Genomic DNA, 23,972 nt, shown 5'->3' with positions numbered 1-23,972 from the left:
GTGGCGCCGCGGTGAACACGTTTATCCCGCCGGAGCGAGGTAATCCAGCGGCATGCCGGCAGAACTTCCCTTCGAAGCGCCGCGAGACCGCCTGACGCCCGACGAGCTCGCCGTCATCGCGAAAGCGGTGGCGGACCGGCCCGCGCTCTGGGAGGACGGACTGGCGCAGACGACGGAGGACCGCACGTACACCGAGGTGTTCACGAACGACCACCTCGGCGTGTGGGCGATCTCGTGGATGGCCGACGACCACGACACGGGGTTCCACGACCACGACAGGTCCTGCGGCGCGGTGCACGTCGTCCGCGGCTGCATCCGCCACGAGCACCTGCGGCTCGGTGAGCGCCCTGCCGGTGCCGCGGTGGGCGACGGCGGGTCGTTCTGCTTCGACAACACCTTCATCCACCGCATGCGCCACGAACCAGGCGCCGGACCCACGGTGACCATCCACGCCTATTCGCCGCCACTGGTGCAGACGGGCCAGTACGGCGAAAAGCGCGACGGCCTCCTGCACCGGGTCCCCACGGACGCCGAGGAACAGCTCCGGCCGCACGGAGGTCAGGGCACGCAGACCGGTTGACCCAGGACGGCGTGCTCAGGACAGGACGTTGGAGCGCTGCGACGGCACGAACGCGGCGAAGTCGCGGTTGGTCTGCTCGTGCGCGCGCTCGTGGCGCAGGACGCTCCCGACCCAGCGCGCCACCGCGGAGGGCTCGGGCCAGGCGTCGCCGCTCAGCCGCGCCACCTCCACCAGTTGTCCCAGCCGGTCCTCCACCGCCACCGACCACCCCGTCAGCTCGTTCCACTGCAGGGCCACGTCGTGGTGCGGGAAGTCGGGCAACCGGCCCTCCAGCGCCACGTAGGCGCCGGCGCGCGGTTCCGTCTCGACGAACGAGCTGTCGCCACGCAACCCGAGACCCACGACGACCTCGCTGACGTAGCCACGTGCCCGGCGCGCGGCCGAGTCGTCGAAGTCCACGTCGAAGTCGATGTCCGTGTCGAGATCGATGGCGAGTTCGATGGGCATTTCGCGGTCCATGCCTGCATAGCCTCCGTCGGCCGAACACCCTGGGTGTGCCCCGCGCGAATACCCCGCCCGGGTGTCGGCCAAACACCGCTCAGGAGGATCCGGTCCGCAGTGCCAGGCCGCGGACGGTGAGGACCGTCGACTCCGGCGCCTCGACGAGCACGAAACCCACCTCGTCGTCCGCCGGCTCGAGGTCTCCGCCCGCGCCCGCGGTCCACCGGACGTCCTCCAGCGTCCGCAACCGGACGCTGGCACCCGGCTGCTCGACCACCGCCGCCAGCGGGACCGCCACCTCGCCGCCCACCTGCGCCGAGTCACCGGCCTGCTCCAGCACCACGGTGCCGCCGTCCTCCGGCCCGCCCGCGTCCGGCAGCTCCGCCACGAGCCGCAGGCCGGTGAGCCGCACCGCGTTCCCGTCCCGCTCCACCTCACCCGAACCCGCGAAGTCCAGGTGCATCGTCTTGGACCGCAGCGTCACCTCGGTCTTCTCGGACCGCACATCGCTCATGCCGACTGCCTACCCGTGACCGCGGCGGTGGAAACAGCGCCCATGCGCAACGGAACCCAGCGTGCGAGGGACCGCGGCGCGGTGCGGCGAGCGCTCAGCCCACCCGAGGAGCGGCAGTCGAGTCCCGCACCACCAACGTCGTCGCGAGCTCTATGTGCAACGCCTCCGGCTGATGACCGTCCAGCACGCGCATCAACTGCGTGACGGCCATCCGCCCCATCTCCTGCAACGGTTGCCGCACGGTCGTCAGCCGCGGGTAGGTGGCTTCGGCCAGGTCGATGTCGTCGAACCCGGCCACCGACAGGTCGTCGGGCACCCTCAGCCCGCGTTCGCGCGCCGCCTGCACCGTGCCGACCGCGACCTTGTCGTTGAAGCAGACGATCGCGGTCGGGCGGGGCCCCAGGCCGAGCAGCTCCCCCGCCGCGCTCCTGCCCTGCGCGGTGGTGGGTTCGACGTGCCGCACCCGGTCCGGGGTCAGCAGGACACCGGCCTTGGCGAGGGCGGCGCGGTGCCCGGCGAGGCGCGCGTCGCCCGCCAGCCACTCCTCGGGACCGGCGATCACGGCGATGTCGCGGTGACCGAGGCCGATCAGGTGGTCCGCCACCGCTCGCGCCCCCGCGGAGTGCGCGGCCGAGACCGACGCGATGTCCGGTGGCGGCGGGGTGCGCGGATCGACCACCACGAACGGGAAACCCGCCCGGGACAGCGCGACCAGCTCGTCGCCCTCCTCCGGCGGCAGGATCAGGATCGCCGCGTCGACGTCCCCGCCGGGCAGGCCGCGCAGCACGTCGGAGTGCTGGCCGGACTCCCCCGCGTCCAGCAGCAGGCGCAGACCGTGCAGCTTCAGCGTCTCGGCGATCGAGGAGACGATCAGGCCGAAGTAGTCGGTGAGCACGTACGGGCAGCGGAGGTGGACCGTGCGGGTGCGGGCCGGCGTCTCCCGCCTGCGCCGCTCGACGGCCTGGAGGACCAGGTCACGGGTCCGGGGCGCCACGTTCACGTGGTCGTTGAGCACCCGGGAGACGGTCGCGATCGAGACGCCGGTCTCCGCCGCGATGTCCCGGAGGCTGGCCCGCTGTTTCACGTTCTCGGCCTGGCGTTCCACCAGGTCACTGTACCGGAACTGTCCTGCGCCATTGACGGTGGCGACAACGGGGTGTTTCATTCTGAAAGCTGACTTTTCACAGTGATGAAGCACTGTTACATCCCGAAGGACGGCGATGAGAACAACCGCGATCGTGGCCCTGGTGCTCGGCCTCACCGCCGTACCTGCCGCCGACGCTGCAACGAAGCCGCACGGGCCACAGGTGCGCGTGTGGGTCACCACGCCCGACCGCGCGGAACTCCTGCACGAACGCGAGCCCATCGCGTTCGGCACGAAGGCGTCGGCGCACCCGACGATCGTGGTCGACCCGGACCGCCGCTACCAGGAGGTCGACGGGTTCGGCGCGTCCATCACCGACTCCTCGGCCGAGGTGCTCGCGGGCCTCGCCCCCGCCGTCCGCGCCGGCACCCTGCGCAAGCTCTTCGACCCGGTGCACGGCATCGGCGTCAGCTTCCTGCGCCAGCCGGTCGGCTCCTCCGACTTCACGGCGGCCGAGGAGCACTACACCTACGACGACGTGCCGGCCGGGCAGACCGACTTCGCCCTGCGGCACTTCAGCGTCCGCCACGACGAGGCGAAGATCCTCCCGCTGCTGCGCGAGGCGAAGCGCCTCAACCCGCGCCTGAAGGTCATGGCCACGCCGTGGAGCCCGCCGGCGTGGATGAAGACCAACGACTCGCTCGTCGGCGGTCAGCTCAAGGACGACCCGAGGATCTACGACGCGTACGCGCGCTACCTCGTCAAGTTCGTCCAGGCCTACACGAGGGCCGGCGTGCCGATCGACTTCCTGTCCGTGCAGAACGAGCCGCAGAACCGGAAGCCCGACGCCTACCCCGGCACGGACATGCCGGTGGCGCAGCAGCTGAAGGTGATCGAGGCGCTCGGCCCGCGGCTGAAGGCGGCCAGCCCGCGCACCAGGATCCTCGGCTACGACCACAACTGGGCCACGCACCCGAACGACGGCGACGTGGAGACCGACTACCCGTTCCAGGTCCTGCGCGACAGGGCGGCCAGGTGGATCGCCGGCACGGCCTTCCACTGCTACTACGGCGACCCGAGCGCGCAGACCGCGTTGCACGACGCCTTCCCGGACAAGGGGATCTGGTTCACCGAGTGCTCCGGCTCCAAGGGCGCCACCGACCCGCCGGCCAAGGTCTTCGGCGACACCCTGCGCTGGCACGCCCGCAACGTCGTCCTCGGCACCACCCGCAACTGGGCGCGCAGCGCGGTGAACTGGAACATCGCCCTCGACAGCACCGGCGGCCCGCACCTCGGCGGCTGCGGCACGTGCACCGGCCTCGTGACCGCGCAGCCGGACGGGTCGGTGCGGACCGATGCCGAGTACTACACGATCGGACACCTCTCGAAGTTCGTGAAGCCCGGCGCACGCAGGATCGCCAGCACGTCGTTCGGCACCACGGGCTGGAACGGCCAGATCATGGACGCCGCGTTCCGCAACCCCGACGGTTCCACGGCCCTGGTGGTGCACAACCAGAACGACGACCCGCGCACGTTCGCGGTCAACCTCGGAGAGCGCACGTTCGAGCACACCCTGCCCGGTGGCGCGCTGGCGACGTTCACCTGGACCACCCGCCACCGCGACGGGCTGGACCTCGTGCCGCTGACCGGCGCCACCGCCTCCCCCGGCGGCGCACCGGCGATCGACGACGACGCCTCGACCCGGTGGTCCAGCGGCGCGCCCCAGGCGGCCGGCCACCACCTCCTGGTGGACCTGGGCCGCCGCGAGGAGTTCCGCCGCGTCGCGGTCGACTCCGGCGGCTACCTCGGTGACCACGTCCGCAACTGGGCGCTCTCGGTCAGCGATGACGGCGAGGGCTGGCGCACTGTCGCGAGTGGAGCCGGGACCGGCCAGCTGACGACCATCGACATCCGCCGCACCAGCGCGCGGTACGTGCGCATCACGTCCACCGGTGCCGCGAGCAACTGGTGGAGCATCGCAGATTTCCGCTTGTACAACTGAAAATCAGCTGATATGCGCCCAACCCCTGCAAGGAGCGCTGATGTCAATGACGACGAACCGCCTGCGCGGCATCGCGATCGCGGCGGCCGTCGTGGCGGCGGGAGGCATCCTGGTGTCCCCCGCCGCCACCGCGGCGACCAACGCGAGCGTGTGGCTCACGACCGCCGACCGCTCGAACCTCCTGCGGCAGCAGGCCGACGTGGCGTTCGGCTCGGGCGGCAGTGGCTCGACGATCACCGTCAACCCGAACCAGACGTACCAGTCGATGGTCGGTTTCGGCGCGTCCTTCACGGACTCGGCGGCGTGGAACATCTTCACCTCGCCGCGGCGTGACGAGATCATGACGAACCTGTTCAACCGGACCAGCGGCATCGGGTTGAGCTTCCTCCGCCAGCCGATCGGCGCCTCGGACTTCTCGCGCAGCTTCTACACCTACAACGACGGCGCGGCGGACCCGACGCTCTCGCGGTTCTCCACCGCGCACGACGACGCTTACATCCTGCCGCTGATCCGCCAGGCGAAGCAGCTCAACCCGCAACTGTCGATCATGGCGACGCCGTGGAGCGCACCGGCGTGGATGAAGAACAACAACAGCCTCATCCAGGGCTCGTTGAACGACAGCCGGATCGGGGTGTACGCCGACTACCTGGTCAAGTTCACGCAGGCCTACCAGGCGGCCGGCGCGCCGATCGACTACCTGAGCGTGCAGAACGAGCCGAACTTCGAGCCGCCCGGCTACCCCGGCATGAGGATGCCGGCGCAGCAGCAGGTCGCGGTCATCAACACGGTGGTGCCGAAGCTGCGCGCGGCGGGCCAGCAGGCCCGCCTGCTCGGCTACGACCACAACTGGGACGACACGACCTACCCGCAGACCGTGAACAACGGCGCGGGCGCCAACGTGATCGGCTCGGCGTGGCACTGCTACGGCGGCAACCCGAGCGGCCAGTCCGTCGTGAAGAACAACCAGCCGGGCAAGGACATCTTCTTCACCGAGTGCTCCGGCACGCGGTCCGCCGACGACGCGTCGACCTTCCGCGACACGTTGCGCTGGCAGGGCATGAACCTCGCGATCGGCGCGACCCGCAACCACGCGCGGACCGTGGCGCTGTGGAACATGGCCCTGGACCAGAACAACGGACCGGTCATCGGCAGCTGCACCAACTGCACGGGCGTCGTCAGGACCAACGGCAACGACGTCACGTACAACGCCGAGTACTACGTCCTCGGCCACCTGTCGAAGTTCGTGCAGCCCGGCGCGGTCCGGATCGACTCCACCGGTTACGGCGAGGGCGGCGTCCAGAACGTCGCGTTCCGCAACCCGGACGGCCGGATCGTGCTGGTGGCCCTGAACACCGGCGGTCAGCAGGAGTTCCGGGTCTCCTACGGCGGCCAGACGTTCGGCTACTCCCTGCCCGCGGGCGCGATGGCGACGTTCACCTGGCCCGGCACGCTCGACCCCGGCCAGCCCGCCGGGCGCACCGGCGCCATCACCGGCCTGGGCGGCAAGTGCCTGGACGTCACCGACGGCTCGGCCGCCAACGGCAACCGGCCGCAGCTCTGGACCTGCCACCCCGGCCCGAACCAGACGTGGACGCTCGCGTCCGACGGGACCGTGCGCGGGCTCGGCAAGTGCCTGGACGTCACCGGCAACGGCACCGCGGACGGCACGCCGGTCCAGCTCTGGGACTGCTTCGGTGGCGGGAACCAGCGGTGGACCGCGACCAACGGCACGTTGGTCAACGCCGGCAGCAACAAGTGCCTCGACGTCATAGGCAGCAACACCGCTGACGGCGCGAAGCTGCAGATCTGGTCCTGCACGGGTGGCGCCAACCAGAGGTGGACCGCACCCGCGTGAGTGGGGGGATGGCCGGTGCCGGGCGGGCACCGGCCACCTCCTTTCGCGGCGGTCAGGTGCTTGAGGCCGGGCAGGAGGGGTAACCCGCCCGGCATGACCGATCCGCAGAACCCCGAAGCACCGCACTCCCCCGGCACGCCGGACCTGGACGACCTGGACACCCCGGAACCCGAGGTGCCGGTCGGCGACACCCCGCAGGACCCGAGCGAGCCGCCGGACTGACCACTCAGCCGGACTGACAGCTCAGCCGCCGCACGGGTGCGCGGCCTTGCGCGCCGCGCACGTCAGCCGCGCACCCGTCCCGCGAGTCGCCGATCCATCGTCGCTCCACCTCCCTGGATCCACTTCCGCCGACGTGGCCCGTCACGCACGCCACCAGTCGGCACGGGCCGGGTCCCGCAACGTGTTCGTGCCGCAGTGCACCTCACCGGCGCCCATGTGCAGGAAGTCCCAGTCCTCGATCCACCGCACCTCGACCGGTGTCCCGGCGAGCGCCTGCTCGGTCGTGCGCTTGAACAGGTCGACGCCGCCGGCCTTCGGCCCGTGCGGGTCGGGTGCGCCGAAGACGCCGCCGCCGAGCGAGATGCCGTTCGGGATGCCCGCCGACTGCGCGACCATCAGGCTCTCGGGCGCTGCTCCCGCCTTCATGCGGTCGCGCAGGTCAGCCACCATCTCGCGGGTGAGCTGCCCGGACGCGGTGAGCCGGTCGGTGGCCGCGTCGAGCTGCCGCCAGGTGAACTCCTCGAACAGCACCGGAACCCGGACGAGTTCGTGGCCGGCGAGACCGGTCTCCGCGGTGAGCACGGCGAGCTGGGTGTCGATGTGCCGGGCGGCCTTCTCGTTGCGCTCCAGGAACGCCGCGTCGGCGAGCGCCTGGTCGACGGTCGGCTTCTCGGTAGCGCTGGTGCCCTCGAACAGCACCGCGGCGCCGTGCCCGTCCCGCGCGGCCTGGCGCAGCACGTCGAGCGCGAGCCGCGGGTCGGCGACCATCAGCGTCCAGCCGCGGGAGTTGCGTGCCGGGATCGCGTGCACGGTCTCGTCGGAGTGGCCGACGATGAGCCAGGACGTGTCGATGACGACCGGGTCCGCGTACTGCGAGCCGATCAGCGTGGTGAACGTCGGGTCGGGCATGCGCTCGGGCGTGCTGCCGTACAGCGGCCTGCCGAGGCCGTGACCACGGTGGGGCGGCAGGCTCTCGTAGTTGCCCGTGGAGTTCAGGCTGTCGTCGACCGCCGGGCTCCGCTGGTCGGTGAACTGCTGCACGACACCGACGTCAGGGCCGCGCAACGCGCTGAACGCCACGCGGCCGGCCTGCCTCAGCGCGGGCGGCGCGGTCTCCGTGCCGGCCCGGTAGTTGGCGCTGCGCAACAGCACGTGCATGACCTGCGTCGTGCCGCCGGGTCCGGGCATGCCCGCCGTCGTGGGCTCGAAGATGTCCTGGAACCACCGGTCGTCGTTGGAGATCGCCGTCAGCGCGGACTCCGGCAGGCCCGCCGCGGTCATGGCGCCGCGCAGACCGGCGACGAACACGTCGTACCCGGCGCTCCACTCGGGGCGCGTCGGCTTGGACGTCACGACCTGCTTCGGCGCCTTCAGGTCGTTCTGCAGCACCAGCGGCGCCACGCGCAACTGCACCGAGTCCGTGCCGCCCGCCTTCAGCGTCACGGTGACCGTGCCGTTCCAGACCGCCCTGTCCCGGATGACGTCCCTGCCCTCGAGCGCCAGCCGGGCGCCCGCGCGCAGCTCGGCCGCGGTGAGCGTGCCGCTGTCCCCCAGGGCCGTCCAGGCGCCGCCGCGCTCGACCCACAGCCGGGCGTAGCGGCCCTCACCCGCGCCGAGCGACACCGTGCCGTCCTGGCTCACGGCGCGCGGCATCGTGCGCAGCGGCGCGAAGTCCGCCGCGTCCCGCGGCCCGTTGACGACCTCATCTTGGGCGTCGTTGCACGCCGCGAGCCGTTCGTCGACGGCGATCGCCCGGTCCTTGAGGTCCTCCTCGGTGACTTCGCAGCGCCGGGCGTCGTCATCGAGGTTCGGCAGGAAGATCGCGCCGCGCTGCGGCGTCCACCTGTTCTTGCCCGCCTGGTCGGCCCAGTCGACGGTGCCGTTCCTGCTGGTGTCGGCGAGGAGCACCGCTCCCGGCGCCGCGACGGCCGGCACCCCGGCGAAGACCACGCTTGTCAAGGCCAGCACGCAGGTGCCGGCGACACGGATTCTCACAAGTTCCCCCTCGTGATCGCGTGGGCGCCAGGCTAGGGAGGTCTCCGCACGGCCGCATCAGCCTCACGGCGACTACGCATCCGCCTGTGGTTGTGGGCCGATCGGGTGACGTACTGTTCGCCGCACACCCCCGCCCACCGCGGGCAGGCTCGGGGCGATGACCGCCGCCGCCATGATCGTCAGGGTGGCCGATGCCAGGACCACCGCCCTGGCCGTTCTCGGTGGTCGGTCCGTGTTGTCACGCCACCACCTTCGCGCCGGGTGGCGGGACCCTGCGTCGGTGGTCGTTGCGTAGATCGGTCACTTGCGCAATCGGCCACCGGTTCACGAGGACAGCGGCGGTGCTACCGCCACAACCGCAACGTCCGCATGGCCACGGTCAGCCAGGCCGGCACGAGCACGCCGTAGAGCACGACCGCGACGCCGGTGAACACGGCCGACGGAACGCGGGCCGCGAGCGCGCTCGTTCCGGTCACCAGGGTGCCGAGGGGGAACACGAAGCTCCACCACGTCAGCGCGAACGGCAGGCCGCCCCGGGCGGTCCGCACGGTGACGACCACCGCGATCGCCGCCCACAGCAGGGCGAAGCCCCACGTGATCGTGCCGAAGAGGACGCCGAACGCGGTCTGTCCCGGCAGCACCGGCACGCCCGCGAGCAGGTTGGCGGCGGTGATCGACTGGCCCAGCGGCCCGAGCACGATCCACAGCGCCGGCACGGCGGAGGCCGCGCCCGGCCCGTGCCGGACGAGCCGCTGCCAGATCTGCGGCACGATCACCATCGTCGCGAACAGGCTGACGCCGAAGAGCGCGTAGCACCCGAGCACCATCGCCTGGCGCCACGGCCCGTCCGGCAGGTGGTGTGCCAGCAGCGCGCCGGACGCGGCCGACACCATCGGCGGCACCACCGGCATCAGCCAGGCGCTGGCCGCCTGTTCCCCGCTGCCGATCATCCGCACCGGCACCAGCACCGAGGTCACCAGCCCGAGCACGGTTCCGAGGGTCCACAGCGTCCAGTCGACCGCCAGCGCGGCGGGCAGCCCGATCCAGTCGGAGCCGAGCAGCAACGCACCGGTGCCGACGGTCATCAGCGCCATCGGCGGCGCGCCCCAGAACTGGGCCATCACCGGGTCCGCGAGCTGGTCCCGGACCGTCGCCGGGGTCCAGCGCCGGACCGCGGCGACGACGAGGACCGCGAGCAGCACTGCGTCCAACGCCCACACGACCGTGGCGGGGACGTGCGTTCCGGGCATCGAGGCCCCGGCGGTGGCGACGATCCCGGTGCCCATCACGGACGCGAAGAGGTTCGGGCCGAAGGGCGCCGCTCGTCGCACCTCGGGGGCACGGTGTGGGTGAGGTGCGAGAGCGGTCACGACCTGACGATCCTCGCGCCGCCGCCACCTCGGTAGCCGTCAATCACCGATGGACACATAGGCTGTGCCTATGCCTCTGCCGTCCAGGGTCACCGACCTGACCAGCTTCGACCTGCTGCTGAGCGTGGCCGAGCTGGGCAGCATCGGCCGGGCCGCCAAGGCGCACGGCATGTCGCAGCCCAGTGCCAGCGAACGCCTCAGGGCCCTCGAAGCCCGCGTCGGCGTGCCGCTGCTCGACCGTGGCCCGCGCGGGGCGCGGCTCACCACGGCCGGGCAGCTCGTCGCCGGGTGGGCGGCCCCGGTGCTGGCGCGGGCCGCGGACCTCGACGCCGGCATCACCAGCCTGCGCGCCGACCGGCAGAGCCACCTCAAGATCGCCGCGAGCCTCACCGTGGCCGAGTACCTGCTGCCCACGTGGCTGATCGCGTTGCGCGCGGTCAGCCCGGACACCGCGACCGTGCTGACGGCGGGCAACTCGGTGCACGTCGCCGAGCAGGTGCTGGCGGGACGGGCGGACCTGGGGTTCGTCGAGAGCACCGCCGTGCCGGCCGGTCTGACCGGCCGGGTCGTCGCCGAGGACGAGCTCGTGCTCGTGGTCGCGCCCGGTCACCCCTGGGCCGGGCGCCGCCGGATCACCGCCGCCGGAGCCGCCGCGGCTCCGCTGGTCAGCCGGGAACCCGGCTCCGGCACGCGGCAGGCCTGGGAACACGCGCTGGAAGCGGCCGGGGTCACCGAGTCCGCCGGGCCGCTGCTGGAGATGTCGTCGACGACGGCGATCAAGGCGGCCGCGATCGGCGGCATCGGTCCCGCCGTGCTCAGCGTGCACGCCGTGGCGGCCGACCTGGCCACCCGCGCGCTGGTCCGCGTCGAGGTCGCCGGCCTCGACCTGCGCCGGGCGCTGCGGGCGGTGTGGCCGGCCGGGCGGACACCCCGGGGACCGGCCTCCGACCTGTTGACCATCGCGACGCGTAGTCTCACCCACCGTGCCGACCGGCGGTAGCAACCAGGTCCGCGCCGCCCGCAAGCGCAAGAAGCGGATGGCGCGCGTCACCCACGACCTCACCGACGCGCAGTGGGACGCGCTGAAGACGTCGTGGGGCGGCTGCGCGTACTGCGGCTCTCCCGCGCCCTCGTTGCAGAAGGACTGCGTCCAGGCCATCTCGCGCGGCGGCCGGTACACGCTCGGCAACGTCGTGCCCGCGTGCGGGTCGTGCAACGCCAGCAAGTGCAACGCCGAGGTCACCGGGTGGCTGCGGCGCAAGAAGCTCGACGAGCGCACGTTCCTGGTGCGGCACTACGAGATCGCGGCCGAGCTGACGGCGCGGTTCGCCTGAGCCCTCCGGCTAGGCGGCGTTGCGGACGGCGTTGTAGCTGCGGAAGAGGCCGTCCCACGCCTTGTCGCACCGGTCGTCGAGCTGCCTGTCGGCGCTCACCCCGCCCGCGGCGAACCACGGCTCGCAGGGCGCGATCTCGGTGAGCCGCCGGCGCGCGTCCGCGATCGCGGCCTGGCCGGAGGGCGGCAGCTTGGCCGCCTGCTTCTCGACCTCGTCCAGCACGCCGGCCACGTCCGGCAGGACGTGGACGCAGTTGTCCGCGGGATCGACGGGCTCGCCCCTCAGGCGGGCGACGCAGGCCGTCAGCAGCGTGCCGATCGCGTCGAGGCGGGGTTGCAGCTCCGGCAGCACCGAGGCGGAGGACGACGGGGGCACCGGGGTGATCGTGGGCACGGACGTCGTCGGAGAACCGCACCCGGCCAGGAGGAGAGCCAGCACGATGGCGGAGTAGCGCACGTCCCGACACCCTAGCCCTCCACCGGGCACGTCCCGGCCGAAGTGACGGCAGTTCCGGTTCTTTGACCTGATCGGGTGTCTCCGGCACGCGTTCGAGCCGGGCCGCGGTGGCGGCCCGGCTCGTCGGACGGGAAGGGCTCAGGGGCGGATGTAGGACCGCGCACCGTTCGGGAAGCCCAGCTCGGCCGTGTCGCGGACGTCGTCGCTCACGACGGCCGACTTGCCCTTGCAGCCCGGCTCGGACCAGATCTTCACCGCACCGCCGGGGGACAGCGACTGGAAGCCGCCGCGCAGGTCACCGCACGCGGCCTCGACGCGGACGCCGGTGGAGAAGTTGTTGCCGTTGAAGTCGTCGAAGTTCTTGCCGCTGAAGAAGGTGACGGAGGTGGCGGGCTGGACGCCGGGGGCCGGCTCCACGGGCTTGGTGACCGGGGCCTCGGCCGGGGCGACGGCGCGCTTGCCCTCGGGGTTGATCACGAACCACTTGTTGCCGACGTTCTGGCCCTTGATGTCGCCCGCCTTCTCGTCCTTGGAGAACAGGTAGATCGGGCGGCCGCCGAGCGTGACCTGGGTGCTGCCGTCCTTGCGCTTGATGAAGCCGATGTTGTCCCGCTTGATGCCGGGGAAGAACAGCTTGGTGCCCTTGGCGACCTTGATCGGCGGCCAGGTCTTCTCGCAGTCACCGTTGCAGTTGGACACCCCGCCGTTCACCGGGTCGTCGCTGAACCAGTAGACGCTGAGCCCCTTCCCGTTCACCACAGCGGGTTCGAGGCCGCCCGCGTTCGCGACCCGCAGCTCCACCCACTTGACCTTCACCTCGGGCGCCGCGTTCGCCGGGGCGCGGTCACCGGCGTTCTTGTCGGCGTTGTTGGAGTTCGCCGACCCGCGCAGGAAGTCCACTTCGGACTCACCGGCCGGAGCCCGCTCGGTCTCCTGCACCCGGGACTGCTCCGGGGCCGGCGTGGCGGTGCCGGGCTGCGCGGCCGGCTGGCCACAGGCGGTCAGAGCAACGGCTCCGGCCGCGATGAGGGCAGCAACGATCCCAACTTGCTTGCGACGCATGGGGTTTCACTCCTGAGTGGACTTCCGTCAACCTGTTCACCCCTGTCACGTGCGGAGCCCTCGAAACGGTTCAGAAGAGTTCGATGTGAGAGCGCGGTCACACCGGCGCGCGGAGCCGCGCGGTACCGTTGGAGGCGTGAGCATCAGCCTGAGCAGCGAATTCGCCACCGCCGTCCCGGAGATGGCCGTGCCGTGGGAGGCGGCGGAGGTCGCCGAGCCCCGGCTTCTCGTCCTCAACGAGCCGCTGGCGGAGGAACTGGGCCTCGATCCGGCGTGGCTGCGGTCCGGCGGACTGCGGTTCCTCGTCGGCAACCACGCCCCCGGCGTCGCCCAGGCCTACGCCGGTCACCAGTTCGGCGGCTACTCCCCCAGGCTCGGCGACGGCAGGGCCCTGTTGCTGGGCGAGCTGACCGACGCCGAGGGCCGCCTGCGCGACCTGCACCTCAAGGGATCCGGGCGCACCCCGTTCGCCCGCGGCGGCGACGGGCTGGCCGCGGTCGGCCCGATGCTGCGCGAGTACGTCGTCAGCGAGGCCATGCACGCCCTGGGCATCCCCACGACGCGCTCGCTGGCCGTCGTCTCCACCGGCGCGACGGTGCACCGCGAGGAACCGCTGGCGGGCGCCGTCCTCGCCAGGGTCGCCGCGAGCCACCTGCGGGTCGGCAGCTTCCAGTACGCCCGCAACACCGGTGACGTCGACCTGCTGCGCCGCCTCGCGGACCACGCCATCGCCCGCCACCACCCCGGCAGCACCCACCTGGGACTGTTCGAGGAGGTCGTGGCCGCGCAGGCGTCCCTGGTGGCCCGCTGGATGCTCGTCGGGTTCATCCACGGCGTCATGAACACGGACAACATGACGATCTCCGGCGAGACCATCGACTACGGCCCCTGCGCGTTCATGGAGGCCTACGACCCGGCGACGAAGTACAGCTCCATCGACCACCGCGGCCGTTACGCCTACGGCAACCAGCCGATCGTCGCCGAGTGGAACCTCGCCCGTCTCGCCGAGGCGCTCCTGCCGTTGTTCTCCGACGACGAGGAGAAGGCGGTCGCACTGGCCATGGAGGCGCTCGGCACGTTCCAGGAGCGGTTCGAACAGGCCTGGATCGACGGCCTGCGAGCGAAGCTCGGGGTGTCGGGTGACGTGAAGCCACTGGTCAAGGACCTCTTCACGCTCATGCACGACAACCACGTCGACTTCACGAGCTTCTTCCACCTCCTCGGCAAGGCGGCGGCCGGCGACCCCGAGCCCGCCCGGTCGCTGTTCCTCGACCTCGCCGGGATCGACGCGTGGCTCGCGCGGTGGCGGGAGCAAAACCCGGACGCCGACGCGATGAGCCGGGTCAACCCCGTCTACATCCCGCGCAACCACCTCGTCGAGGAAGCCCTGCGAGCGGGCTCCGACGGCGACCTCGGCCCGTTCGAACGACTGGTGGACGCCGTGACGTCCCCCTACGGTGAGCGTGCCGGTCTGGAGCACTACGCGGCTCCGGCACCGCAGGACTTCAGCGCCACGTACCAGACCTTCTGCGGGACCTGATGGAGCTGCAGCCGATCGGCCACGTCGAGTCGCCCCTCACCGACCGCGCGTCCGCGCCCCGGCAGGGCGACGAGGGCGCGCCGGAAGCCTGGCTGGTCTTCGCCCCGGAGTACGCGCGCGGGATGCGGGAGCTGGCGCCCGGCCAGGACGTCCTGGTCCTCACCTGGCTCGACCGCGCGGACCGGTCGGTGCTCGCCGTGCACCCGCGGCGGCCGGAGACGGGCGTGTTCGCCACCCGCTCACCGGACCGGCCGAACCCCATCGGCGTGCACCGCGTGACGATCCTCGCCGTGGAGGGGCTCAAGGTGCGCGTGGCCCGCCTGGAGGCCCTCGACGGCACACCGGTCGTGGACGTCAAGCCGGTGCTGGGTGCCGAACGCTGACCCGCCGCCGAACGCTGACCCGCTGCCGGTGGCGAACCGCGGGCGGGAGGCGAGGTCCCCGCTCGACCGGGTTAGCCGAGGCGGGGAATCCCGAGGGGACGCGACGGCCCACAGACCGTGGTGAGCCGGGACCGACCAGCGGGTACCCCGCAGGCATGAGCCAGCCAGTACCCCCACCGGATCCCGTGCCGACCACCCCTGGCCCCGACCAGCCCAGGCCACCCGGCCCGGACCCCGATCTGCTCCCGCCGACCCCCGGTCCGAACCAGCCCCACCCGAACCAACCGCAGCCTCCCGGCCCCGGCCCTGACCCGCTCTGACCCCTCCAGACCTGCGACGACCGGCCGTTTGCGCGCGTGCCACGGCGGGTACTCGCCGCTGGCGACAGCCGGACCGACCTGGGAGCTGCCCATGCTCAGTCGTGAGGAACAGCAGCGGCTCGCCGACATCGAGCGGCGGTTCCACGCCGCCGAGCCCGACCTCGCCAGCGCGCTGCGCGAGGGGCCGCGGGTGCACGGCGCCCGGCGGCGGCACGAGGCCGCCGTCGTGAGCGCGATGGCCGGGGCGTTGCTCGTCGGTCTCGGCGTTCTGCTGGTGAGCACGACCTTCGCCCTCGCCGGGGTGCTGGCGCTCACCGTCGCCGCCTGCCTGCACGTGTCGAGGAGCCGTGATGCCTGATCCGAAGATCGACCCCGTCACCGCGGAGAGCGAGGAGCAGGACGCCGACCTCGCGAGCGAACACGAGAGCACCGACGTGACGGGCGAGCAGGGCGGCGAGCCGGACCACGGCGGCATGACCACCGGGACCGAACCGCCGCCCTGACCCCTCAGGACGCCACCGGGACCGGTTGGGTCACCACCGCCTTCGGTGGCGCTTCCGCGCGGTTCCAGCGCATGCGCGACCACGGCAGGTCCATGTCCGCGAGCCTGCTGATCTGGCGTGGCCGCAGGTCTTCCGGCGCCGGGGCCTGCGCGTGCCGGGCGTAGGCCGCGTCGACGTACCGGTGCCCCGTGTCCGGCGCCAGCACCACCACGTGCCGGTCGGGGTCCAGCCGCTGCTCCCAGCGGGCCGCCAGGTAGGCCGCTCCCGCCGACAGCCCCGCGAAGATCGCGTGCTCGCGCAACAGCGCCACGCTGCCGCTCAGCGCCGCGTCGAAGCCGAACCAGTGCACCGTGTCGTAGAGCGTGTGGTCGACGTTGCCGAACGGGATGGAGCTGCCGATCCCGGCGATGATGATCTCCGGGTCGTGCACGTGCTCGCTACCGAACGTGACGCTGTCGAACGGTTGCACGCCGACCAGCTCCACGCTCGGGTCGGTCTCGCGCAGGAACGTCGTCAGCGCGCCGGTCGACGCACCGGTGCCGACGCCGCCGACCACGCTGAGCCGGTCGCAGCCGACGTGCTCGCGCACCATGTCCGCGATCGGCCGGTAGCCCCGGTAGTGGACGTCGTCGTGGTACTGCCGCATCCAGTGGTGCCGCGGGTGGTCGCGCAGGATCTCCCGCACCCGCGCCACCCGGCGGCTCTGGTCGAGCTTCAGGCTCGCGGACGGCGGCATCGGTTCCACGGTCGCGCCGAGGATCTCCAACTGCGTGCGCAGCGTCGTGTCGACGGTCGTGGAGGCCACGATGTGGCAGTGCAGGCCGTAGCGGTGGCAGGCCAGCGCCAACGCGTGGGCGTAGATGCCGCTGGAGCTGTCGACCAGCGTGTCCCCGTGCGCGATGGTGCCGCGTTCGAGGAGGTACCGGACGGCTTCGAGGGCGGAGGCGACCTTCATGGTCTCGAAGCGCAGGCAGACGGTGCGGGAGTCGAGGCGCACCAGGGCTGGTCGGCTGAGGGCGTCGGCGATGTGGTGGTCCACGTCTTCTCTCATGCTCGGGCCCGGTAGCGGTACAGCGCTGTCTCGTCGGCGCTGAACTGCGAGAACGGGAACGGTTCCGCGGACAGCGCGGTGACTCCCGCACCGAGGAAGTGGCGGGCGACAGCGGCGGCGGTCTGGGCGTAGACGACCAGCCCGATACCGCGTTCACGGCACGTGCGCAGGATTTCGTCGAACGTGCCGTTGCCGATCGTCATGCCGGTGGCGACGACGGCGTCCGCGACGTCGAGGACGTCGCGCATGTCCGGCGTCACCGGGTCGCCCCACTGGGTGGTGCGCAGCGACAGGTCACAGGGCAGGCACTCGGCGCCGCGCTCGCGGATGGCGGCCACCAGGGGGTTCACCACACCGATCAGCGCGACCTTCGCACCGGGCGCGACGTCGAGCAGGCCGGCGACCGCGGCGTCGCGGGCTCGCGCCCGTTCCTCCGGCGTCCCCGTCGGCAGCACGACGCGCTCGGCCTCGGCCGTCCGATGTGGACGGACGTGGCCGAGGTAGGCGTCGAGTGCCGCCACCCGCACCGGCGCGGGGGCCTCGGTGAGCAGGCGGGCGATCGGTGCTCCGGAGTACTCGGCGCAGACCGCCGCGTCGGCCTCGCCTTCCGCGAACGCGCACGCGCCGAACGCGGTCCCGGTGCGGGCCAGCACGTACTGGTTGCGGTAGGTGGTGCCGCCACCGGCCAGCCGGGTGCCGTGGTGCACCCAGAAGACGCTGGTGGCGGGCACGGTCCGCGGGTCGGGTCCGTGCCGTCCCGCCAGCACCTCGGCTATCAGGTCGTCCACAGTGGTCACGAAATCCCCCTTCTCAGCGGACCGGCTCGCGGTAGCCGACGGCCAGGTGGCCGAGGCTGTCGCGACCGATCTCGGCTTCCACGTCGAACACGGCGCGCAGCAGCGGCGCGGTCAGCACGTCGGCGGCCGGTCCGTCGGCGACGACGGTTCCGCCGTGCATCAGGACCAGCCGGTCGCAGTACCGCGCGGCCAGCGCCAGGTCGTGCAGCGCGACCACGACCGTCTGCGGCGTGCTGCTCGCCAGTTCCATCAGTTCCAGTTGGTGCCGCACGTCCAGGTGGTTCGTCGGCTCGTCCAGCAGCAGCGCGGACGTGCGTTGCGCCAGGGCGCGGGCGAGGTGGGTGCGCTGGCGCTCACCACCCGACAACTGCTTCCACGGCCGGTCCGCCAGCGCGGTGAGGCCGAGCCTGTCGAGCGCGGCCGCCACGACCTCGTGGTCGGCGGCGTCCGGGCCACGCCACCGCGACCGGTGGGCCGTGCGGCCGAGCATCACCACCTCCGACACCCGCAGATCGCTGTCGGTGTCGGCGGTCTGCTCGACGAACGCGAGTTGGCGCGCCTTCTCGCGAGCGGACCAGGACGCGATGTCCGCGCCGTCGTAGCGCACCACGCCACCGGTCGGCGTGCGCAGACCGGCGATGCACCGCAGCAGCGACGACTTGCCGGAGCCGTTCGGCCCGATCAGCCCGACGGTCTCACCGTCGCCGACCACCAGGTCCACGCCGTTGACGATGGTCTTGCCCGGCACGCCCCAGCTCAGGTGCTCCACCTGGATCCTCACAGCTCTCCCCTCCTGCGCAGCACCAGGAGGAAGAGCGGCACGCCGAGCAGCGCGGTGAACACGCCCACCGGCACCTCCAGCGGCGCGAAGACCACCCTGGTGAGGGCGTCGGTCCACACCAGGAACACCGCGCCGACCACGGCCGAGAGCGGCAACAGCCTGCGGTGCAACGGTCCTACGAGGAACCTCACGCCGTGCGGGACGATCAGCCCGACGAACCCGACCGCTCCCACCGCGGCCACCGCCACGGCGGTCAGCACCGACGTCGTCACGAGCAGGACGGCCCTCGTCGTGCGGACGTCGATGCCGAGCGAGGACGCGGTGTCGGCGCCGAAGGCGAACCCGTCCAGCGCGGACGAGCACAGCCACACCACGAGCAGACCCGCCGCCAGCACCACCGCGCACACCACCACGGACGTCCACCGGGCGGACGCGAGCGATCCCAGCAGCCAGTGCGTGAGCGCGCGGATGCTGTCCGCGTCCCCGGACGACAGCAGGATCAACGACGTGAGTGCAGCGAACAGCTGCCCCACGACCACACCGGTGAGCACGATCCGCATGGAGTCCAAGCCGGTGCGCCGCAACAGCAGCATCAGCAACCCGAACGCGGCCAGCGCGCCGGCGAGCGCCCCGCCGGTCACGCCGAGCTGCGAACCGGCGAACCCGAGCACCACGACGACCACCGCGCCGGTCGAGGCACCGCTCGACACCCCGAGCAGGTAGGGGTCCGCGAGCGAGTTGCGGGTGACGCTCTGCAGCGCCGCACCGCACACCGCCAGCGCGGCACCGACGAGTGCCGCGAGCAGCACCCGCGGCAGCCGCAGGTTCCAGATCAGCGAGTCGAGCAGCCGCGGCAGCGGAACCACCGGCAACCCGAGCCGCGCACCCGCGGCCCTGCCGATCTCCGCCCAGGTCGCGCCGACGCCGATGCGGACGGCGACCACCAGCGACACCACGAGGACGACGAGGCTCACCGTGACGACGAGCGCGTTCCTGCCGCGGCGGCGGGGCGGCGGAGCTTCGAGCGCGACGGGGTCGAGGAGGGCCGACTCAGCCACGGCCGGCGATCTTGTCGAGACCGGCACCGAACGAGCGCAGCGCGTTGACGGTGCGCACCGACGGGTCCATCTCGATACCGGGCAGCTCGATCACCTTGTTCTCCCGCAACGCCGTGAGCTGCGAGACGACGGGGTGCTCGCGCATCATGGCGAGCTTCTCGCTCGCCTTGTCGCCGGGGTTGCCGCGTTCGGAGAGGTCACCGATGACGATGACGTCGGGGTCGCGGCGGGCGATCTCCTCCCACGACGCCTCCGGCCACTCCTGGCCGAGGTCGTCGAAGACGTTGACGGCGCCGGCGATCTTGCTCATCTGGCTGGGCATGCCGTCGCGGCCGGCCACGTACGGGACGCCCTTGAAGACCGAGTAGATCCACACGACCTCGACGGGCTCGCGCTTGGTGGCCTCGACCTCCTTGACGGCCGCGCGCTGCTCGGCGGCGAGCCGGTCCGCCCTGTCGGTCGCGCCGAAGATCTTGCCGAGGTTCTCGTAGTCGCGGAAGAGCCGCTCGAACGGCGGTGTCGTGCCGTCCGGGCAGTTCACCGCGCTCACGAACGTGGGCACGCCGAGGGATTCCAGCTCGTCGCGCGTCCCGGCGCGGTCCGGCGTGAAGTGCTCGCGGAAGCTCGACACCACCACGTCCGGGTTCGCCGCGCGCAACGGCTCCGAGGTGAGGACCTTCGGCGAGAGCACCGGGACCTTCGCGTAGGCCGCCGCGTATTCGGGCGCCACCTTGGTCTTCAGGTTCGCCGTGCCCACCATCCGGTCCTGCAGTCCCAGGGCCAGCATCGTCTCCGTGGAGTTCTGGTCCAGCGCCACCGCCCGCTGCGGCGTGCCGGCGAACGTGAGCCGCTTGCCACAGCTGTCCACCGCCACCGTCTGGGCGGAGGGCGCCTGAGCGCCTCCCGGTGCGGCGCAGCCCGCGGCGAGCGCTGCGGCGACGAGCGCCAGACCGAGCCGGGCGGGGTGTGACATCGGATCCTCCAGTGCGTGACGACTTCGGCGTCCGCTACTGTAACGACAACCATTTTCAAATCAAGCCCTTCTTGGAAGGTGACGAGCGTGGTCCACGACACGGTCCGCCCGGACGCGAAGCCGCGATCGGTGTTGCGCAGCCCGGTGTTCCTCCGGCTGTGGGCGGCGACGACCGCCTCCGGCATGGCGACCTGGGCGCTGCCGTTCGTCCTCGGTCTCGCGGTGCTGTCCCGGTCGATCACCGCCGTGGAGCTGGGCGTCCTGCTCGCCGCGCGCACCGCCGGGTTCCTCGCCGCCGTGCCCGTCAGCGGCGTCCTGGCCGACCGCTACGCCCGCCGCCAGGTCGTCCTGTGGTCCGGCCTGACCTCGGCCCTCGCCGCCCCCGTCCTCGCCGCGTTCGTCGGCGGCTCGCTCGTGGTGGCGGCGCTCGCCGCGGTGGCGATGGGCGCGGGCCAGGGCGCGTGCCGTCCCGCGTTCCAGGCGCTGACGGCCGAGGTGGTCGATGGCGGCCAGCGCCAGCAGGCCAACGCCGCGATGACCCTCTCGGTGCGCGTCACCACGCTGGTCGCACCAGGCCTGACGGCGCTGCTCGCGATGGTGGCCGACACCAGGGCCCTCCTGCTGGGCATCGGCGTGCTGTGGCTCGTGGCCGCTCTCGTGCCGCCCGCGGGGACGGGTCTCACGGCGCCCGGCGGCGGCTCCGGCTTCGTGGCCGACTTCTGGGAGGGGGTCCGCGAAGCCCGCCGGCACCCGTGGTTCCTGGCCGGGCTGGGCGCGCTGACCGCGGTGATCGCCACCGGCTACTCGGCGACCGGGGTGGTGCTGCCCCTCGTGAGCCGCGACCGCTACGGCACCGAGGCCGTGCTCGCGGGCGCGCTGACGGCCTACACGCTCGGCGCGCTGGCCGGCGCGCTGCTGATCGCGCGGTGGCGGCCGCGCGCCGCCGGGTGGACCGCGCTCTTCGGCCTCGCCCTGTACGGGTTCGCGCCGCTGAGCCTGCTGCTGCCGGTGCACCCGTTCATCGTGATCGCCGCCTACGCCGTCGCGGGACTGGGGATCGAGCTCTTCAACGTGCCGTGGTTCACCGCGACGCAGCGCGAGGTCGAGCCCTCGAAGCTGGCTCGGGTGTCCTCTTTGGACTTCCTGCTGTCGTACGGCCTGGCGCCGGTCGGCCTGGCGTTGATCGCCCCGGCGATCTCGGCGTTCGGCGCGACCGCGGTGCTGGCCTCCTGCGCGGTGATCTGCTTCGCCGCACCGGCGTTGGCCGCGGTGGTGCCGTCGTCCCGCGACTTCGGGCCGCGCCGATGACCGTGGCGCGCGTACCCGCTTTCGACCCCGCCGCACGCGAGGCGCTCACCGGGACGGGTGCGGTGGTCCTGACCGGGCTGCCGAACTCCCCCGGTTCGCTCCCGGTCGCCGCGGCGTCGCTCTTCGGCACGTCGTTGCGGGAGCTGTACCCGTACCGGACCCGCCGCTCCGTCGACGGCGGCGTGGTGGGACTGCACGCGGACAGCTTCGACGTCGTCGTCGACATCGCGGGCAAACCGGTGCGGCGCAGGCACCCCGACGAGGACTACGTCCTGGTGCTGCTCGCCGCGGCGGCGCCGGGCGGCGGCGAGTCGTTCGTGCTGGACGCGCACGCCTTCACCGACTCGCTCGCCCCGGACCTGCGGGAGTTCCTCGCCGGGTCCGACGTCGACCTCTACGGGCGGTGGGCGGGAACCCGCGGGCTGCCTGCGGCGCCGCGGGTGGGCAGGCACATCGAGCACACGCGGACCGGCAGGCGCATCACCCGCCGCACGGACGGCGCCGCGCCCCTGCACCGCGACCCGGACAGCGAGCACGTCATCGCGATGCTGGCCCGGTTCGACGACGAGGTGGCCGCGGTGCAGGAGACGGTGCCGAGGTTCAGCCTCGGCGAAGGGGACGTCCTGGTGCTCGACAACTACCGCTGCTGGCACGGCAGGGACGCGCACACAGGAGTGCGGACCGTCCACATCCAGACGGTCCGCACCGACGATGCCTGAGGTCTCCTAGGAGCCGGCCTTCTGCAGCTCCCGCTGAAGCTGCGCCTTCGTCATCGAGGAGGCGTTCTCCAGGCCGAGGTTGCGGGCCTGCGTCAGCAGCTCCTCGCGGCTCGCCTGGCCGGGGATGTCGCCGAGGTGGTCGGCGCGGACGTGCGCGAACTTCTCGCCGAGCTCGTGGCGGCGCTCGTCGCTCAGGCGGGTCCGCATGCCCGGCAGGACGCTCTGCTCCTCCTCCTCGACGTGGTGCGTGACCGCCTCGACGACCTCGCGCAGCTTGGCGTCGTACTGCGGGGAGTCGTACTCGCAGTCGAGCAGCTCGGCGAGCAGGCGCTCGGCCTCGGCGTGCTCTTCCTGGCTGTGCTCGACCTCGTCGGACTCGTCGGCCTCCTGCTTCGCGGCCGGGTAGACCTCGGACTCCTCCGCCCGGCTGTGGGCGACGAGCAGACCGCACAGGACCGGCGTCAGCAGCGGCCTCTTCTCCGGGTGGTTCGTCAGCTCGTCGAACAGGCGCTCGACCTCGCGGTGGTCCTGCATGATCAGGTCAACGACGTCGTACTTCACGGTGGTGGTTCTCCTTCAGTTCGGGTTGTTCCTCGGGTAGCGCGTGGTGATGGGTGCGAGGCCGCGCCGTCCGATGCGGGCGAGCGCCACGCCGAACCCGCTGATCACAGCGAGGGCGACGACGGCGCCGATGGTGATGGACCAGGTCACGCCGGTGCCGAGCAGTCCCGCCGCCGCGCCGGCGGTGACGCCGGCGACGAGCCCGTTGACGAGGTTCACGAGACCGGACACGCCCAGCGCGGTGCCGATCAGCCGGGGCCGCTTGGCCTTGCGCCAGCCGGTCTGCCCGGCGTCGAGCTCGACACCGGTCGTGTCGTCGTGCATCTGCCGGACGAACACGTCCCTCGTGGACGGTTCGAGGTCGCCGTAGACGTGCCGGATCCGGTTGATCCCCAGGCCCGCCTGCACGTCCTCGATCGTGAGCTCGACGGTGCGGAAGAGCGTCGCGAGCCCGATCAGGAACAGGCCGGCGCAGATGACCAGCGTCAGCGTCAGCAGCACGCGCGGCGGCACGACCTGGGCGACGAACCCGAGCGCGATCATCGACGCGGAGATGGTGGTGAGCAGGTGACCCGCCCGGCTGGCCGCGTCCGTGATCGTCGCGGTGCGCACCATCTGCAACGTGTAGTGCTCGGTGGTGAGGATCGTCAGCGCCGAGGTCTTGTCCACTTCCGGCACGTCAGCGTCCCAGCACGTCCGCGAGCTCCTTCTTCGTCATCGTCGAGCGGCCCCTGACGTTCTTCTTCTTGGCCTCGTTGTAGAGCTGTTCCTTCGTGAGGCCCTTGGGCCGGTTCGTGCCGGACCGCTGACCGCCGCGCTTCTGCGGCGACGTGTCCTTCGTGGACGACCTGCTGGCGGTCTTCGACTCCCCGGACTGAGCGCGGTTCTTGTTCACCGTGCGCGCGGCGATCTCCTTCGCCCGCTCGGGCGAGGCGCCCCGGCTGCCGGCCGAGTCCTTGATGTGCTCGTACTGGCGTTCACGCTTGGCGTTCGATCCCGCTGGCATCACGACCTCCTGGTTCGAGCTGACCCGCGAGTACCCTCGGCCGGGGTGGTTCACACC

General features: G+C 72.1%; 27 protein-coding genes. 12 read left to right on the top strand and 15 right to left on the bottom strand.

What is annotated here, in order from left to right:
* Positions 1 to 52: 52 nt before the first annotated feature.
* Complete coding sequence (locus tag BMW88_RS36095; protein WP_089960042.1) at positions 53 to 580, top strand: cupin domain-containing protein; 528 nt, start codon at positions 53 to 55, stop codon at positions 578 to 580.
* A 15-nt stretch (positions 581 to 595) separates the two neighbouring features.
* Here the strand turns inward: BMW88_RS36095 and BMW88_RS36090 are convergent, their stop codons facing one another.
* The 3 genes from BMW88_RS36090 to BMW88_RS36080 all read right to left on the bottom strand — a co-directional run bounded on the left by BMW88_RS36090 (position 596) and on the right by BMW88_RS36080 (position 2,640).
* On the bottom strand, positions 596 to 1,027 hold the full coding sequence (locus tag BMW88_RS36090; protein ID WP_143116422.1) for a DUF6292 family protein: 432 nt from the start codon (positions 1,025 to 1,027) through the stop codon (positions 596 to 598).
* Positions 1,028 to 1,118: 91 nt separating this feature from the next.
* Positions 1,119 to 1,535: a hypothetical protein gene (locus BMW88_RS36085; RefSeq protein WP_143116421.1), complete on the bottom strand. Its 417-nt coding sequence runs from the start codon at positions 1,533 to 1,535 to the stop codon at positions 1,119 to 1,121.
* Between the two features lie 94 nt (positions 1,536 to 1,629).
* Positions 1,630 to 2,640 carry a LacI family DNA-binding transcriptional regulator gene (locus tag BMW88_RS36080; RefSeq protein ID WP_218148340.1) on the bottom strand — a complete coding sequence of 337 codons (1,011 nt, stop codon included), beginning with the start codon at positions 2,638 to 2,640 and terminating at the stop codon, positions 1,630 to 1,632.
* Positions 2,641 to 2,755: 115 nt separating this feature from the next.
* On the opposite strand from BMW88_RS36080, the gene BMW88_RS36075 reads away from it, so the two are divergent.
* The 3 genes from BMW88_RS36075 to BMW88_RS44190 all read left to right on the top strand — a co-directional run bounded on the left by BMW88_RS36075 (position 2,756) and on the right by BMW88_RS44190 (position 6,698).
* Positions 2,756 to 4,621 (top strand): discoidin domain-containing protein, encoded by a 1,866-nt coding sequence (locus tag BMW88_RS36075; RefSeq protein ID WP_089960028.1) that lies wholly within the window; start codon positions 2,756 to 2,758, stop codon positions 4,619 to 4,621.
* A gap of 40 nt (positions 4,622 to 4,661) precedes the next feature.
* Positions 4,662 to 6,476 carry a ricin-type beta-trefoil lectin domain protein gene (locus BMW88_RS36070; protein ID WP_089960026.1) on the top strand — a complete coding sequence of 605 codons (1,815 nt, stop codon included), beginning with the start codon at positions 4,662 to 4,664 and terminating at the stop codon, positions 6,474 to 6,476.
* Positions 6,477 to 6,569: 93 nt separating this feature from the next.
* Positions 6,570 to 6,698, top strand: coding sequence for a hypothetical protein (locus BMW88_RS44190; RefSeq protein ID WP_281249499.1), 129 nt, complete (start codon positions 6,570 to 6,572; stop codon positions 6,696 to 6,698).
* A 141-nt stretch (positions 6,699 to 6,839) separates the two neighbouring features.
* Here the strand turns inward: BMW88_RS44190 and BMW88_RS36065 are convergent, their stop codons facing one another.
* Complete coding sequence (locus tag BMW88_RS36065) at positions 6,840 to 8,693, bottom strand: protein-arginine deiminase family protein (RefSeq protein WP_143116420.1); 1,854 nt, start codon at positions 8,691 to 8,693, stop codon at positions 6,840 to 6,842.
* Between the two features lie 344 nt (positions 8,694 to 9,037).
* Complete coding sequence (locus BMW88_RS36060; RefSeq protein ID WP_245778293.1) at positions 9,038 to 10,024, bottom strand: TDT family transporter; 987 nt, start codon at positions 10,022 to 10,024, stop codon at positions 9,038 to 9,040.
* Between the two features lie 109 nt (positions 10,025 to 10,133).
* Between BMW88_RS36060 and BMW88_RS36055 the strand changes: the two genes are divergently transcribed.
* Both BMW88_RS36055 and BMW88_RS36050 read left to right on the top strand, forming a co-directional pair.
* The gene (locus BMW88_RS36055; RefSeq protein ID WP_089960018.1) at positions 10,134 to 11,063 is read left to right on the top strand and encodes a LysR family transcriptional regulator; all 930 of its coding nucleotides are present in this window, start codon (positions 10,134 to 10,136) and stop codon (positions 11,061 to 11,063) included.
* Positions 11,047 to 11,397, top strand: a complete 351-nt coding sequence (locus tag BMW88_RS36050; RefSeq protein ID WP_218148339.1) for an HNH endonuclease — start codon at positions 11,047 to 11,049, stop codon at positions 11,395 to 11,397. The genes BMW88_RS36055 and BMW88_RS36050 overlap by 17 nt, the downstream gene beginning before the upstream one ends.
* 9 nt (positions 11,398 to 11,406) lie before the next feature.
* Here the strand turns inward: BMW88_RS36050 and BMW88_RS36045 are convergent, their stop codons facing one another.
* Together BMW88_RS36045 and BMW88_RS36040 are read right to left on the bottom strand one after the other, a co-directional pair.
* On the bottom strand, positions 11,407 to 11,853 hold the full coding sequence (locus BMW88_RS36045) for a hypothetical protein (RefSeq protein ID WP_089960016.1): 447 nt from the start codon (positions 11,851 to 11,853) through the stop codon (positions 11,407 to 11,409).
* Positions 11,854 to 11,991: 138 nt separating this feature from the next.
* Positions 11,992 to 12,915: a COG4315 family predicted lipoprotein gene (locus BMW88_RS36040; RefSeq protein WP_089960012.1), complete on the bottom strand. Its 924-nt coding sequence runs from the start codon at positions 12,913 to 12,915 to the stop codon at positions 11,992 to 11,994.
* A gap of 136 nt (positions 12,916 to 13,051) precedes the next feature.
* On the opposite strand from BMW88_RS36040, the gene BMW88_RS36035 reads away from it, so the two are divergent.
* The 4 genes from BMW88_RS36035 to BMW88_RS42460 all read left to right on the top strand — a co-directional run bounded on the left by BMW88_RS36035 (position 13,052) and on the right by BMW88_RS42460 (position 15,661).
* Entirely contained in the window at positions 13,052 to 14,455 is a 1,404-nt protein-coding gene (locus BMW88_RS36035) for a protein adenylyltransferase SelO (RefSeq protein WP_245778292.1), read from the top strand.
* Positions 14,455 to 14,838, top strand: coding sequence for a tRNA (N6-threonylcarbamoyladenosine(37)-N6)-methyltransferase TrmO (gene tsaA, locus BMW88_RS36030; protein WP_089960009.1), 384 nt, complete (start codon positions 14,455 to 14,457; stop codon positions 14,836 to 14,838). Before BMW88_RS36035 ends, tsaA begins: the two co-directional genes overlap by 1 nt.
* A gap of 411 nt (positions 14,839 to 15,249) precedes the next feature.
* Positions 15,250 to 15,516 (top strand): DUF3040 domain-containing protein, encoded by a 267-nt coding sequence (locus BMW88_RS36025; RefSeq protein WP_143116419.1) that lies wholly within the window; start codon positions 15,250 to 15,252, stop codon positions 15,514 to 15,516.
* Positions 15,509 to 15,661, top strand: a complete 153-nt coding sequence (locus BMW88_RS42460; RefSeq protein WP_177221581.1) for a hypothetical protein — start codon at positions 15,509 to 15,511, stop codon at positions 15,659 to 15,661. The genes BMW88_RS36025 and BMW88_RS42460 overlap by 8 nt, the downstream gene beginning before the upstream one ends.
* Positions 15,662 to 15,665: 4 nt before the next feature.
* Here BMW88_RS42460 and BMW88_RS36020 read toward each other — a convergent pair whose 3' ends face one another.
* From BMW88_RS36020 to BMW88_RS36000, 5 genes are read right to left on the bottom strand one after another with little or no spacing between them, the layout of a single operon-like run.
* Positions 15,666 to 16,712, bottom strand: a complete 1,047-nt coding sequence (locus tag BMW88_RS36020; RefSeq protein ID WP_245778291.1) for a pyridoxal-phosphate dependent enzyme — start codon at positions 16,710 to 16,712, stop codon at positions 15,666 to 15,668.
* Entirely contained in the window at positions 16,709 to 17,509 is an 801-nt protein-coding gene (locus tag BMW88_RS36015; RefSeq protein ID WP_089960001.1) for a Rossmann-like domain-containing protein, read from the bottom strand. Before BMW88_RS36015 ends, BMW88_RS36020 begins: the two co-directional genes overlap by 4 nt.
* Positions 17,510 to 17,522: 13 nt before the next feature.
* Positions 17,523 to 18,290: an ABC transporter ATP-binding protein gene (locus BMW88_RS36010; protein ID WP_089959997.1), complete on the bottom strand. Its 768-nt coding sequence runs from the start codon at positions 18,288 to 18,290 to the stop codon at positions 17,523 to 17,525.
* The gene (locus tag BMW88_RS36005; RefSeq protein ID WP_245778290.1) at positions 18,287 to 19,348 is read right to left on the bottom strand and encodes a FecCD family ABC transporter permease; all 1,062 of its coding nucleotides are present in this window, start codon (positions 19,346 to 19,348) and stop codon (positions 18,287 to 18,289) included. Before BMW88_RS36005 ends, BMW88_RS36010 begins: the two co-directional genes overlap by 4 nt.
* A complete protein-coding gene (locus tag BMW88_RS36000; RefSeq protein ID WP_089959994.1) occupies positions 19,341 to 20,321 on the bottom strand; it encodes an ABC transporter substrate-binding protein in 981 nt (326 codons plus the stop codon). Before BMW88_RS36000 ends, BMW88_RS36005 begins: the two co-directional genes overlap by 8 nt.
* Positions 20,322 to 20,450: 129 nt before the next feature.
* Here BMW88_RS36000 and BMW88_RS35995 point away from each other — a divergent pair, with 129 nt between their 5' ends.
* Both BMW88_RS35995 and BMW88_RS35990 read left to right on the top strand, forming a co-directional pair.
* Complete coding sequence (locus BMW88_RS35995; protein WP_089960132.1) at positions 20,451 to 21,629, top strand: MFS transporter; 1,179 nt, start codon at positions 20,451 to 20,453, stop codon at positions 21,627 to 21,629.
* Complete coding sequence (locus tag BMW88_RS35990; protein ID WP_089959990.1) at positions 21,626 to 22,348, top strand: TauD/TfdA family dioxygenase; 723 nt, start codon at positions 21,626 to 21,628, stop codon at positions 22,346 to 22,348. The genes BMW88_RS35995 and BMW88_RS35990 overlap by 4 nt, the downstream gene beginning before the upstream one ends.
* Positions 22,349 to 22,354: 6 nt before the next feature.
* On the opposite strand, the gene BMW88_RS35985 is transcribed toward BMW88_RS35990, so the two are convergent.
* From BMW88_RS35985 to BMW88_RS35975, 3 genes are read right to left on the bottom strand one after another with little or no spacing between them, the layout of a single operon-like run.
* Positions 22,355 to 22,909 (bottom strand): hemerythrin domain-containing protein, encoded by a 555-nt coding sequence (locus BMW88_RS35985; RefSeq protein ID WP_089959987.1) that lies wholly within the window; start codon positions 22,907 to 22,909, stop codon positions 22,355 to 22,357.
* Positions 22,910 to 22,924: 15 nt separating this feature from the next.
* On the bottom strand, positions 22,925 to 23,587 hold the full coding sequence (locus tag BMW88_RS35980; protein ID WP_089959985.1) for a hypothetical protein: 663 nt from the start codon (positions 23,585 to 23,587) through the stop codon (positions 22,925 to 22,927).
* Between the two features lies 1 nt (position 23,588).
* A complete protein-coding gene (locus BMW88_RS35975) occupies positions 23,589 to 23,915 on the bottom strand; it encodes a plasmid stabilization protein (RefSeq protein WP_089960130.1) in 327 nt (108 codons plus the stop codon).
* Between the last annotated feature and the right edge of the window lie 57 nt (positions 23,916 to 23,972).

This window comes from Lentzea xinjiangensis, assembly GCF_900110955.1.
GTDB lineage: Bacteria > Actinomycetota > Actinomycetes > Mycobacteriales > Pseudonocardiaceae > Lentzea > Lentzea xinjiangensis.
The sequence above is the reverse complement of the archived record's forward strand: the minus strand, read 5'-3'. Positions and strand labels throughout refer to the sequence as shown.

What these genes read in the sequence shown, in the direction of transcription:
- BMW88_RS44190 (WP_281249499.1), top strand. Translation starts at nt 6,570, where the DNA reads ATGACCGATCCGCAGAACCCCGAAGCACCGCACTCCCCCGGCACGCCG.
- BMW88_RS36025 (WP_143116419.1), top strand. Translation starts at nt 15,250, where the DNA reads ATGCTCAGTCGTGAGGAACAGCAGCGGCTCGCCGACATCGAGCGGCGG.
- BMW88_RS36000 (WP_089959994.1), bottom strand. Translation starts at nt 20,321, where the DNA reads ATGTCACACCCCGCCCGGCTCGGTCTGGCGCTCGTCGCCGCAGCGCTC.
- BMW88_RS36055 (WP_089960018.1), top strand. Translation starts at nt 10,134, where the DNA reads ATGCCTCTGCCGTCCAGGGTCACCGACCTGACCAGCTTCGACCTGCTG.
- BMW88_RS35990 (WP_089959990.1), top strand. Translation starts at nt 21,626, where the DNA reads ATGACCGTGGCGCGCGTACCCGCTTTCGACCCCGCCGCACGCGAGGCG.
- BMW88_RS36090 (WP_143116422.1), bottom strand. Translation starts at nt 1,027, where the DNA reads ATGCCCATCGAACTCGCCATCGATCTCGACACGGACATCGACTTCGAC.
- BMW88_RS36075 (WP_089960028.1), top strand. Translation starts at nt 2,756, where the DNA reads ATGAGAACAACCGCGATCGTGGCCCTGGTGCTCGGCCTCACCGCCGTA.
- tsaA (WP_089960009.1), top strand. Translation starts at nt 14,455, where the DNA reads ATGGAGCTGCAGCCGATCGGCCACGTCGAGTCGCCCCTCACCGACCGC.
- BMW88_RS36070 (WP_089960026.1), top strand. Translation starts at nt 4,662, where the DNA reads ATGTCAATGACGACGAACCGCCTGCGCGGCATCGCGATCGCGGCGGCC.
- BMW88_RS42460 (WP_177221581.1), top strand. Translation starts at nt 15,509, where the DNA reads ATGCCTGATCCGAAGATCGACCCCGTCACCGCGGAGAGCGAGGAGCAG.
- BMW88_RS36085 (WP_143116421.1), bottom strand. Translation starts at nt 1,535, where the DNA reads ATGAGCGATGTGCGGTCCGAGAAGACCGAGGTGACGCTGCGGTCCAAG.
- BMW88_RS36020 (WP_245778291.1), bottom strand. Translation starts at nt 16,712, where the DNA reads ATGAGAGAAGACGTGGACCACCACATCGCCGACGCCCTCAGCCGACCA.
- BMW88_RS36040 (WP_089960012.1), bottom strand. Translation starts at nt 12,915, where the DNA reads ATGCGTCGCAAGCAAGTTGGGATCGTTGCTGCCCTCATCGCGGCCGGA.
- BMW88_RS36095 (WP_089960042.1), top strand. Translation starts at nt 53, where the DNA reads ATGCCGGCAGAACTTCCCTTCGAAGCGCCGCGAGACCGCCTGACGCCC.
- BMW88_RS35975 (WP_089960130.1), bottom strand. Translation starts at nt 23,915, where the DNA reads ATGCCAGCGGGATCGAACGCCAAGCGTGAACGCCAGTACGAGCACATC.